General features: G+C 28.3%; 4 protein-coding genes. 2 read left to right on the top strand and 2 right to left on the bottom strand.

The window, feature by feature from the left end; translation table 11 throughout:
- Positions 1–271 precede the first annotated feature (271 nt).
- Positions 272–742: a Crp/Fnr family transcriptional regulator gene (locus tag I0K12_RS02210; protein ID WP_196885267.1), complete on the top strand. Its 471-nt coding sequence runs from the start codon at positions 272–274 to the stop codon at positions 740–742.
- Positions 743–807: 65 nt separating this feature from the next.
- Positions 808–1,206 (top strand): LIC_13387 family protein, encoded by a 399-nt coding sequence (locus I0K12_RS02215; RefSeq protein ID WP_196885268.1) that lies wholly within the window; start codon positions 808–810, stop codon positions 1,204–1,206.
- Between the two features lie 150 nt (positions 1,207–1,356).
- Here the strand turns inward: I0K12_RS02215 and I0K12_RS02220 are convergent, their stop codons facing one another.
- Both I0K12_RS02220 and I0K12_RS02225 read right to left on the bottom strand, forming a co-directional pair.
- Complete coding sequence (locus tag I0K12_RS02220; protein ID WP_196885269.1) at positions 1,357–7,557, bottom strand: alpha-2-macroglobulin family protein; 6,201 nt, start codon at positions 7,555–7,557, stop codon at positions 1,357–1,359.
- 86 nt (positions 7,558–7,643) lie between these two features.
- Complete coding sequence (locus I0K12_RS02225) at positions 7,644–13,691, bottom strand: alpha-2-macroglobulin family protein (RefSeq protein ID WP_196885270.1); 6,048 nt, start codon at positions 13,689–13,691, stop codon at positions 7,644–7,646.
- Positions 13,692–13,875: the final 184 nt, after the last annotated feature.

Here is a 13,875-nt window from a genome sequence, read left to right on the forward strand (position 1 = left end):
AAAATATTAAGTAGAATGCAAATTATTTAACAAATAAAATAGATAAATAGCAGAATTTATCACATTTTAAAAAAACACGCTTTTATTTACATCCAGAATATCCTTAAAAATTGGTTCTTAACTAAGATTTTTACTCTAAATTTGGATAAATCTTAAAACAAAAAACATCGAAGCTCTAAAAAAAATATTAAACCAAATTCTACCTATTGAAAATGAAGATTGGGAAGCTATAAAACCCCACCTTTACACTAAAGAATTTTCGGATAATGAAATGCTTCTTTCCCCACCAAATGTTTGCTCTTTTATCGCATTTATCAAAAGTGGTTCGGTTCGTTCTTTTTTTATGGATGATCAATTGGAAGAAACCAATCTTTTACTTCGATCTGAAAACGAATTCATCACAGATTACGAAAGTTTTATCGGACAAACCTCAGCAAATCTTCACATTCAGGGAATAGACAAAGGAGAAATTATTTTTTTAGATTATCATGGTTTACAAAAGCTTTATGAAACTTCTTTTTATTGGAATAAATTCGGAAGAATTATCAGTGAGCAAATATTTTTAAATAGTAAAAGAAGAACTGAACAAATGCTATTTATGACGCCAAAAGAACGTTATTTACTTTTAATGGAAACACAGCCTGATTTTTTTCAGAAATATGCTTTAAAACATATCGCAAGCTATTTAGGAATTAAACCTCAATCTTTGAGTAGAATCAGAAAACAGCTTTCTTCACATTAATTAACCAAAGTTAATTAACACATCCAGTATTTTGAATGAAATTTGTCTAAAATAAATTCACAACTATGACAAATAAAACATTTCAAAAAATCGCAGGAATCACGATGATTCTTACAGGTTCTGGACATCTAATCACTCATTTTATTTTCGAACTTTCAGAAAACCCTTTTCCAGAATTAAGAGCTTTAATGGAAGGTTCTATTTCAGAATTAGGCTCAAATATTTCCGTACTGGATTTCCACAACGGTTTTAGTCTGACAATGGGAATTTTACTTCTTGCTTTCGGAATTCATATTCTTAGATCTAAAACCAAAAATGATCTTCTGATACAATCTATTCTCGGAGGAATTATTCTGACCATCGCACTACTCTATTTCCCGGAATTTGTGATTGCTCTTCTTAGTATTTCTTTCATTTCTCTTCTTATTTCTATTTTCAAAACCAAAGAAATTCAACATACCTAAAAACAAAAAACGCTATTCTAATATGGAATAGCGTTTTATTTTATCTTGGAGCTTCCCTTTCAGGTCGGGCTTTCCGCTATATCTTTTTTGCTAATTCAACCTAATGAAGAAAGGCAAAAAAGGATGCCGCTACTATCCCTAAGCCATTAATTACTTTATCTCCACTCTCACCCCTTTCGTATGACTAGAAAACTCCGGAGCATACATACTCTGAATGGTTGTAATACCACTAGAAAATTGACCAGCATTGTTTGCTCTCACATTATATTCTAAAACATAGTTCCCTTTTCTAATTAATGAGAAAAAGAAATTCGTACTAGCGTCTTTCGTACTTTGATAATAACCAAGACCTCCTTGCCATTTATATTCCGAAATCACATCTACTGGTTCAAATCCTGAAGCTCGCATATCTTTCATATGTACAAAATCTATATCTCTATCAGTTTTTAAAATGATTCGTATCGTTACTAAATCTCCAACTTTTATCGGAGTATCTTTTGTAATTTTCACAAATTTATTTCCTTCAGAAGTATTTTTATTTAGAAATAATTCTTTTTGAACCGAAAGCCCTGTTTCAGCAGTTTCTATCTTATCTAAATCTTCAAAATATTGCCAATACAATCCTCCCCAAGCAATTCCTTCATCTTTCTTTTTAATCGTTACCTCAGCCATTTCTGGTTTAATTTCATTTTTAAACCAAGATTTTTTAATATATCCAATTTTAGCTTCTAACTCTTCAATATTTCCTTTTGTAGGTTTTATTTTTTCTTGTCCAACTTTTAACACCATAGATCTTTCACTTTTGATCCAATCATAATTGGTCAACATCAATGCGTAGATTGCTCTCGTTGTCGCTTTTGTTGTCTCCCAATTATTGGTTTGTTTTCTCTTTAATAACCATTGTTTTATACCATTTACAAATTTTGAATCTTTATCAATTTCATAAAAAGCTTCTAGCAACAAACATTGTGTTTCTATTGACGATTGATACCAATACCAGCTAGATCCATTTGATTTCCAATAAATTCCTAATTCTTCATTCGAAATACTTCTTTCCTTTAATGATTTTAGAATTGTTTTTGCAGTTTGTTCCTCTCCTATTCTATTAAAATATAAAGCCAATTTTGCTTGCGATCCTAAATTCAATTTCATCCAACTCTTTTTAAACAAAGAAGAAAAATAATGTAATTCCTTTTTATTATTTTCATCTATCGCTGTATTAAAACTCTTCAAATACAAATAAGAAATCACAAAATCTTTATCATAATAAATATCCTTTTTATCTTCATTTTTCTGAATCTTATTATAAAGTTCTCTAATTTCTAAATCCACAAACGATTTACTGTCATATAAAAAACTTATTTCTTCATCTGCTAGTTCTACTCCTATTTTCTTCAATTGCTCTAAACCAATCGCAATATGTAATGTAATTTTAGGGCTAATCATTTCTTTAGAAAACCATCCGAATCCTCCATGATGGTTTTGTAACTTTTTCAACCTTTCAATATATCCTAATCTTGCAGTTTTTAAAGAAGTTGAATCTAGTAACTTCCCTATATCTTGCTTCCATTCTTTCTCAGTTCTAGCTTTATTTAACCAAGGAGATTCTTCTAATAAAATAGATTTTAAATTTTTATTTTTATCTAAATTTGATTTCAACCCTTCTATATTTTCCCATTGTTTAAAAATCGATTTTATCTCAGGATTTTCTTCAAATAAATGGGTTGCTAAAAGATTTGCATACAATTTTGAAAAAGTTTGCTCACTACAATTATATTGATAATTCATCAAATATGGTAGCGTCTGAATTGCTTCCCAAATAGGATTTGAATTCACATCCACCATTAACTGATAATTTGTTCTAGTATCAGAATTTGTTTCTTTTAATTTTTCAAGAGTAAAAGTTTTCGTGTCTTTTCCATTTACCCAAATTGGTAAGGGTTCTGTCACTAATTTTCTATTAGAAAGAACAAGTAATTCATTTTGTTCACCATCCGAAAACTCTGGTGTATTTGCTATAATTCTATATCTAATAATTTCTACTCCTTCTGGAATATTAAATTTCCAACTCTTGAAAGTATTTCCATTTTTTTCTAAATAAAAATCTTTTTCAAGTTCTGTATTTCCTGCTAATTTATCTATAGATTCTCCTGTAATTCCATTAAACAATTCTAATTTGACTTTCCCTTTCAACTTTTTATCATGTAAACTAGAAATTTTTGTTCTAAATTCTACCGTATCTTTTTCTCTAAAAAACCTTGGTGGATTTGGAAAAACCATCAAATTCTTTTGCGTAACAACATCCAAGTAATTTAAACCATATTTCATTTCTTCTGTATGCGCAAACATTTGCAAACACCATTTTGTCAAACCTTCTGGCGCATCAAATTCTATAGAAACTATTCCGTTTTGATCTGTTTTCAGTTCAGGATAAAAGAATGCTGTTTCTTGAAAGTTTTTTCTAATTTTTAATTCTGGAGAATTTCTATTCTGTATTGTATCAATCGTCTTCTTTTTCACATAGCCTAAACTCAGCTCCTCAAGCACATTTCCAGATTTCAATTCTACATTTAAAACGGTGTACAAATCAGAAACCACTACCTCTTCATCATTATACCCTACATAGCTAAATACTAAAATATCCCCCGGAATTGCTTCAATTGAATAATTTCCATCAAAATCGGTTTCCGTACCAATATTTGTCCCTTTTATTATAACAGATGCGATAGGTAAAGCTCCATCTCTATCCGAAACAGTACCTGTTACTGTTATGAAATTATCTTTACTTTTTTCTTTTTTTCTTTTTTGCAAAAGTTCTAGATTCCTTTTTGAATCTTTTTTAGCAAGCTCAATTCTTTCTTTTTGAATATAATTCAATAAATTATTGCGTATACTGTAACAAGGAGTATATAAACTTGATTCATTAAAATGATAAGAAAAATCTTCTTCATAATCTCTTCTCGCATATTTAATTAATTCATCCGTCCAGTAATTATCTAAATAATCATCCAAATAATCTAAAGATTGATCGTACATAGAAGCCATCACTTCTACTTTTGGAAATTTATTTTTAGAGTTTACTATTTGAAAAGACCATTTTTGTTTTTCCCCTGGTTTTATTTTATCTCTAAAAGTTATGGTTTTGAATTTTAATTTTTCATTTTTCTGTGTTTTCACTAAAACCTTAACTGTCTTGTGTTGATAACAACCTTTGTAAACCCAATAATAATCGATAAAAACACTTCTAGTCTTTCCTATAATTTCTGTCGGAATTCGAACAGTTTTTGATTCATTTGAAAGGTGAATTACTCTAATATCTTCAGGAGTATCTATCTGGTTTACATGAAAATTCAAATAAAAATTTTCTAAACCAGAACTCAATTTTAAAATAATATCTTCTCCTTCTTCAACTTCTTTCTCTATAATATTAAAATCAAAAAAGTTATTGTTTATTTTCTCATCAGAACCTAAGTTTAAAACTTTTATCTCTTTTGTCATTTTAGCAACATATCCTTTATAATTTTCAGATTCAAATTCTAAAATATACTCACCATTTTTCCAATCTAAAAGAGCACCTAACTCTACAAAACTTGATATTTCTGTATCAAATGAAATTTCTTTTATAAAAGCTCCTTTTTGAGATTCTTCATCCATAAATCCATAATTCAAATACGGAAATAAAGCTCTATGTTCCTCCTCTGAAAGAACAGGAGCATCTGCAAAATAATTCTTCTTAAAATAATTACTAGTTTCATAATCATTTGTCCAATAACCAGAAATTAAATTATTTTCTTTCGTTTTTTTCTTATAAACTCTTATTTTTCCTTGTCCTTTAATTTCATTCCTATCTGCATTAAATAAACCAACTTCTATTCTAGAATTATTTTTTTCTTTAATAAAAACATCCGAAGTTTTAATTTTAAAATCAAATGGTATTTCTGAGATTTTTTTACGGAAATTAGCCTCTACAGTTTCTCCATTTAAATCTGACACTTCCACTTTTAGTTTATAGTAAATCTTCTCTATTTTTAATTTATTTTCAGAAAAGAACTTAATTTCAAATTCACCAAAAGCATTTGTTCGAACACTGTCCATAGTTCTTTTATCATGGGTTCCCATTTCCGAATAACCACTTTCTTCTAAAACATAAGACACTTTTGTATTACTCAAAGCATTTCCTGCAAAATTGGAAACTTTTCCTTTAATCGTAATTGTGTCATTAAATCGAGAAATATCTTTATTAGACAAAAAATCTATTATTGTCTTTTTCCTTTTATATTCCTCCACATGAAAGTCATAAGGTTCTGTTTCTATATCATCTAAAAACTCATCCCAAAACTCTTCATCTTCTTCCACATCATAATCATCTTCTATTTCAATTTCAAACCTTCCTGTAGCAATATTTTGAGGAAGTAAAAATTCTCCATTTATGGATCCAAAATCATTTGATTTCAATTTTAACTCAGCAATTTTTCTTCTATTCTTATCTAATAAATACGCAACAAAATGTCTATTTTTAATTACTTTTTTGGAAACTGTATTCTCAGCAGATTCTATATAATAAGCAATTCCTTTAAAATATATTTTCTGATTTGGTCTGTATATTCTTCTATCTGTAAAAACGTGAATAAACCCTATTCTTTCTATTTCTGCTTCTTTTTCTGCTTCAGATTTCTCCACATAATTATTCAACGAAAAATTCTCAATAGTTAAAGTCTCTTCTCCATTTGCAATTTCTATAGAACTCAAAATTCTCAAATAGTCTTTTTTTAAACCTGTTTTGTTTACATAAACAAAAGCACCTTTTTCATTAGTTTTTAAAATAGTGTCTTTTATTATTCTGACACTTTTAATAGAATCTCTATTTATTTTTTTATCATACGTGTAAACTCTATTGTTATAAAATTTCACTTCACAATCTTCTATTGGTTTACCTGTTTTTCGATCTGATATTTGAAACGTGTAAACTTCTGACGGATCTCTATAGACATTTAAAAACAAATCTGTAACCGTAAAATAATTTGAAATAGAATTTTTAAAATCTCTTGTATCACTTACAGAAATACAATATTTCCCATAATCTAATGTTGGAATTAAAAACTCTGTTGTATGCTTTTCTAAGTCATTTTTAAGAATTTTGCATTCTTTTTGAACAATTAAATTCAACTCGCTTTCTTCTAATTTTTCAATAGGTTTTTTAAAATCTTTCAGCTTATAAATCTTATAAAATACGGTATCTATACTATTATAAGTAACAAACAATTTGGAAGGCGAATTGGAAGGTATAAACTCTTTAGTTTTAATTTCTAAAAATGGTTTTGAAAACTCAGAAATTGCTTCTGACAACTTCTCCATTTTACTCGCTGTAGGATATTTTTCAATATAATCTTTACATAAATTTGAAATATATAATTTAGTCCACTTTGGTTTTTCTTCAAAAGGATCAATATCCTCTCTTGTTAAAGCTATTTCTGCTATTTCTAATAAAATCAACCCAGAACTTTCTATGTTTTTATTTTGCTTATATAAATGCATCAAAACATCTAATAATTCATCTTCATTTCTCCAATAATCATTCGAATATTTTAATCTTTCTAAATTCCAAAAAACAAGAGCAAAATCATTATTGTTTGTTTGATGATGACTCAGAATATCTTGATATAATTGAAAAACTGGGTTCTTATATTCTGATTTTAAAAACTCTTCTAAACTTATAGTTTCTCTATTGCTTCTATCATTATTTCGTTTCGAATTTTCGATATATGTAAAGAAATAAAAATCATATAAACTAAGTTTAGTCAAATCATCATTCAAATTCCCATCATAGATTATTTTAAAATCTTGAAGTGAAAATTTTAATAGCAAATCTTTATTACTTTTTATTTCAGATAACAATTTATCTATTTCTTTTTCAAAACGATTATAATTCCATTTTGAAAAATCTTCAGAATTTTCAGTAACCTCATCAGGAGCTTTACTTAAATAAAATTTATTTGCCTTTATATAATCACTATAAACAGTTGCTAATTCAAGCTGAAACATCAATTTATACAAATCTCTATTATCATCTATTTCTTGTCTTAAATAATCAATAATAGCTCTTGTACCATCTTCTGAAGTTTGCTGTATCAGATTAATTCTATCCAATTTAGCTTTCAAATAATTTAGCGTATCTTTTTTCCTTTTCGATTTCCGAATAATTTTATCCGAAATTTTCAGAGCAGACTTTGGCATTTCTTGTTCCTTGAAACTTTCATATTCTTGCCATAGTTTACTATAATCATATTTTTGAGCAACACAAAAAGAAATGTTGAAAACCAACATTGTAAATAGGAGTAATTTTATTTTCATATATTATTTTTTAACAATTTGGCTCTAAAGTAAAAAACTCTATCCAATTAAGAATAGAGTTTTTAAGGTTTTTAGGATCGTGATTTTTACTTTATCTCCACACGAGTTCCTTTCGTATGACTAGAAAATTCCGGAGCATACATATTTTGAATTGTCGTTATTCCATTAGAGAAATTTCCAGCATTATTCGCTCTTAAATCATATTCGAAAATATAAGTTCCTTCTTCAACCCTCGAAAAAAAGAAATTTGTACTTGCATCTCTTGTACTTTCAAAATACCCCAAACCATCTTGCCACTTATATTGCGAAATCGTATTTACAGGCTCAAACCCAGAAGCTCGCATATCTTTCATATGGATGAAATCCATATCTCTATCTGCTTTCAGAATAATTCTCACCGTAACCAAATCTCCTACTTTCACAGGATTTTCTTTCGTTATTTCCTGTAAGACATCTCCTCTATTTGTTGTCTTTTTGATGTATAATTTTTTCTCAATAGAAAGTCCTGTTTTAGCATTTTCTATTTTATCCAAATCTTCAAAATATTGCCAATACATCGCTCCCCAAGCAATTCCTCTTCCATTCTTCTTTACAGTTATTGTTCCTAGTTCTGAATTTATTTCTTCTTTCTTCCAAACCATTTTTAAAGTTCCAACAGGATCCATCAAGTCTTGATTTTCTTTTTGATTAAAATCCAACTGTTTCTTGCCAATTTTCACTTTTAGATTTTTACCATTTTCTTGCCATTTTGTTCCTGAAGATACCAAAGCATAAATAGCAGAAGTTGTTTCCTTCGTTGTTCCCCAACGATTTGTCTGTTTATTCTTTAACAACCATTGTTTTAATCCTTCCAAAAATTTCTTATCAGAATCCATTTCTGCAAAAGCTTCAATCATTAAAGCTTGATTCTCTACAGGATTATCATACCAAAAGCTGTAATAATTAATTCTATCACTCTTCCAATAAATTCCTAATTCTTCATCAGAAAAACTTTTTTCTTTCAATGATTTCTTTATAGCAGAGGCTATTTTCTTTTCATTATTTCGATGAAAATAAAGTGCAATTTTTACCATCGAAGCATAACTTCTATTTTTCCAATATTCCTTAGCTTGACTTTCAAAATAAGCAATAGCTTCACTTGTTTTTAAACCTCTTTCAACATCAAAACTTTTTAAATATAAATAAGAAATGATAAAATCAGATAAATGATTAAGACCTTCATTAAAATCATTATCTACTTTTAATATTTTATAATATTTTTTTTCAATGATTTTATCTAAATACAAACTTCCTTTTTCTACAATTTCTAATTGTTCGTCAGACAATTTTACTCCTAATTTTTGCAGATGTTTAAAACCTGTTACAATATGTAAAGTAATGCGATCATTCACATATGTACCTCCAGAAAACCAAGGAAAACCTCCTTCAGCAAATTGCATTTGTTTTAATTTATCTGTAAACTTTTGCTCTTGATTTTTTAGCTCAGTTAATTCAAATAATTGTGCAATTCTTTTTCTTTGTTCCTCTTCTGATTTTGCAGCTTGTAACCACGGAGTTTCTTCAATCAAAATCGATTTTAATTCTTGATTTTTTTCCAATTCAGAAGTCAAACCTCCTGAATTAATCCAATCTTTTAATACTTTTTGAATTTCTGGATTCTGATCTAAAAGTGTTCTTGCTAAAATATTGGAATATAATTTTGAAAACGTCTGCTCTGAACAATCATAAGGATATTCCATCAAGTATGGTAAAGATTGAATTGCTTCCCAAATTGAATTGGAATTTAACTCTAAAATCAATTGATGATTTTTCATAGAAGAAGATTCTGCATTCTTTAATTTCTCAAAAGTAAAAGATTTCTTTTCCTTAGAATTTACCCAAATCGGTAACGTTTCTGTCATCAATTTTCTATTAGTCAATACAGGAATTTCATTTTGTTCTCCATCTGAATATTTTGGAGTTTCTGCGATGATTCTATATCGGATTTTCTGTAAACCATCAGGAATATAAAATTTCCAACTTTTAGAAACACTTCCCTTTTCACTTAAAACAAAACTTTTTTCAAAATCATAATTTCCTAAAGTACCATCAATCGGTTTTCCTGTAATTCCATCAAAGAGTTCTAATCTTACATTTCCTTCTAATTTTTCATCAACTAAACTCGAAATTTTCGCTTGAAACTGAATCGTATCTTGTTCTCTCACAAACCTTGGAGCATTCGGAAAAACCATTAAATTCTTCTGCGTTACAACCTCCAGTTGTTTAATCGCATAATTCAAATCTTTGGTATGTGCTAATAATTGCAATTTCCATCTTGTCAGTGCTTCTGGACTTTCAAATTCAAAAGAAACTTTTCCGTTTTTATCGGTTTTTAAATTTGGATAGAAAAAAGCTGTTTCTTGTAAGTTTTTACGAATTTGAACTGGAAGTTTTTCAACTTTTAAAGTATCTGAAGCAGAGCTTTTTGAATAACCTATACTGATTTCTTCCAATGCATTTTCTATATTTCCTTCCATCGTAACACTAATATTACTATAAAAACCTGAAACACGATACTCCATAGTTTCATAGCCCATAAAACTAAAGACAACTGTATCTCCTGCTTCTACTTCTATTTCAAACTCTCCATCTATATTTGTTGTTGTTCCTCTTTTTGTTCCAGAAATTATTACATCTGCATATGCCAAAGGTTCCATATTCATATCTTTATCATGCATCAAACCTTTCAGTATAAACTTTTTCCCTTGTTGTTCTTTTGGTATTTGATTACTTTCTATAATAGTGAAGAATTTATCCCTTTGAAGTTCTTTTAATTCAAAATCTTGAAAAGATAAATAATAATTTGAATTATATAAACGGTATGAAGATCCAAGATACCAATGATTTGTCAGTTCCTTCCAACGATGTTCACCTAAAACATCTAAAGAAAGATCATACATCGAAGCTAAAACTTCTGATTTTACAGGTTTATTATTTTGATTTAAAACCTCAAAGGTCCATTTTTCTTTCGCTCCAGGTTTTAATTTATCTCTAAATGTTTTTGTTTTTATTTCAAGTACATCTTCCTTCTCTTCTGCAATTTTTATAAAAAAGTTACCCGATTTTATTTCACCACTATACACCCAATAATATTCAATCCAAACTTCCTCATTTACATGATAATCATTTGTAGGAATTCTAAATTCTTTGATTTCTTTATTAATAGGAATTACATTATAACTCAATTCTTTCCATTGTGACTTTACAAAAACATGAACTTGTAAATCTGGTTGATTTGAATTTAATTTTAAAACGATATCTTCTCCTTTTTGATATTCTTTTTTTGTAGTCCATACCAATCCAAAAAAATCTTTTACAGGTTCTTTGCTGGTATCACTTAGTAATGCAAACTCCCTAGTTACTGTAAAAACTCTATTTTTGATCGAATCTGTTTCAAGTTCTATAATATATTTTCCTAGTTCTAAATTGGACAAATCTCCCAGCTTTAACTCTCTAGATTTTTCAGTATCAAAATCTAAATCCAACACCAAAGCTCCTTTTTTCTGTTTCTTAGAATAAGCGAAATTTGGAAATAATGTATCATGTTCTTCTTTACTCAGATAAAATACTTCTTCATAATACTTTTTTTCATCTCGATTAAAACGTTTTCCCCACTGAATATCTAATTTCCCCAATCCTGAAGAAATATCTTTATAAATCTTCACTTTTCCTTTTACAGGAGAATGTTTACGATTTGAATTAGTTATATTAAGCACTATACTATTATCCAAATTTTCTCTTTTCATTTTCTTTGGATAATACATATAAATTGTCAAATCATCATCAACATAAAGTCTTTCCTCAATAGAATGTGTTTCCCCTTTTTCATCAGTGGCAGTAATTTCTATTTCAAAACTTCTATCTAAATCATCTGGAACAAACCAAAATTCAAAATTCCCATCTTGGTCCGTTTGTACTATCCCATTATCTACACCATCTTTATAATCAATCTTATATTGCACATCTATATTTTGCAACTTATCTCCAGAAAAATTATCTAAATATCCTTTAACTTTAACAGAGTCTTTGTAAGAAAATAATTCTGTTATAGGCAAAAGTTCTATTTTAAATTTCGGTCTTTTATATTCTTCTACTTGAATCTGAAGTTCTTCCTCAAAACCAAAATCATCTTCGTAATATTTATCTATATATCTATCATCATAATTTCCATCTGTATCTAAATAAATAGTGTATTCTCCCAACAAAACATCTTTTGGAATTTTAAAAGTTCCATTTAAAGAACCAAAATCATTTGTTTTCAAATGTTTTTTATCTACTTCTTCTCCATTTGCATCTTTCAGAAAAACTGTAAAATGTTTATTAGAAATTGGTTTTTTGGTTATTTTCCCTTTATTTCTATTGACAAAAAAAGCCAAAGCTTTAAAATGAACTTCCTGATTTGGTCTATAAATTTTTCTATCTGCAAAAATCTCAAAAACTACTCCTTTTTCCTTTTTCTTATATTCTGTTTCATGATAAACCGGATATTCACCACCTAAAATAGAATGCAGCTGATAAACTTTATCATCTTTTGTAAATTCAATAATCACAGGAACTCCACTATAATATTCCGAGTCGATTTTACCAATATCAATAAACCCTTTTTCATCCAAATTGATTTTGGTATCAATTTTGGCAATTCTTGATTTAATTTCAAAATTTTTAGAAAAGCTATCCCTAATTTTTTGGTTATTATAAACTCGAACAGAAATATCATTTAACACCTTTCCCGTTTTCGCATTGATTATTTGATTGTTAAAAATTAAAGAATAATTTGACACATCCAATTCAACTGTTTTAGAATTTGAAAATTTATCATTTACACTATATTCTATAAAATAATCTCCTTTTTCTAACGCAGGAATTGGTAGTTCTATAAAACTTTTCTGAATTTGACTCTTTTGCTTTAAATCATATTTTTTTTCATGAATAAGTGTCGCCTTTTTCAAGTCTAATTCTCCTAAATTAGATCTATATATTTTCAGATAAAGAGAATCTACATTTTTATATTTCACTAAAATTTTGGAAGCAGAATCCTCAAGTATATTTTTATTTGTACTTATATCTAGAAAAGGAGTTCTAAAGGAATTATAAAATTTATCATAAGCTTTTACCACCTCAGCATCCGGAAAATTCTTCTTAAAACCCTCCATCAAAAACTCAATCCTTTTCATGTATTTTAGTTCTTTTTCAAGATCATCATGAAAAGAAATCATCCGAATCTGATGTATAGCTTCCTCCATGATCAACCCAGCTTCTTTAAGCTCTTTATTTTCCTCAAAAAAAACCAACAAAACATCCAATAATTCCTCTGATTCTATTTCCTCTCCAGTAAAAGCCAAACGCTCCAAATTCCAATAAAAATTTTTCATCTTATTCTCTTGACTAAACTTAAGACCTTCCTGATAAAGTTCTAGAACCTTATTTCTTTGCTTCGTTTTCAAAAAAGCTTCCTGCTCATGAATTTTAGATAAATATTTCAAGGAATAAATTTCCTCCAAAGCATAGATATATTCAAAAAGAAAAACTTCATACAAAGTAAAATCTACCTCATCGTCCCAATCAGCAAAATATCCTAAATATTCATATTTTTCAACTGAAGAAGCTGCTAACATTTCTTTATTAGAATACAATTCTTCACACAATTTCCCAATCTCTTTATCAAACGTATTCTTATCCCAAGTATCAATATCCTCACTCTCGTTTTCTTCCATAAGCGTTCGTGTTTCTCGATAAAAATTCTCAGGATAATTATCTATATATATCCTCGCCAACTCAAGTTGGTAAGCAAGTTTTACAACACCAGAATTCTTAGCAATTTCTTTTTTCAAAAAAGCAACAACATCCATATCACCATTTTCAGAAATTTCTGCTAGAATTTCAATTTTCTCCAAATTTGCTTCAAAAAGGCCTCCAGCATCTTTTCTCTTTTCCGCTTTCTGCACAATTTTATCCAAAACCTTTAACGCAGATTTCGGTAATTCTTCATCTTGATATTTCTCAACTTTATCCCAAAGTCTTTCATAACTATATTTTTGCGAAAACCCGACAAAAACATTGAATACAAGAAGTAAAAGAAGTAAGTATTTTTTCATATTATTTGTTTTTTAGCAATCAAGCCAAAAATAAAAAACTCTACCCGATAATGAGTAGAGTTTTATATAAACTATAGATTAAATATTTTTCTTGGAGCTTCTTTAAATTAGGATACTACAAAAGAAATAATATAATTTCATATCGCTATTTACTATTTACTAAATTGCGTAGCTAACAAAAGAA

It is taken from the genome of Aureivirga sp. CE67 (assembly GCF_015767245.1).
Lineage (GTDB): Bacteria > Bacteroidota > Bacteroidia > Flavobacteriales > Flavobacteriaceae > Aureivirga.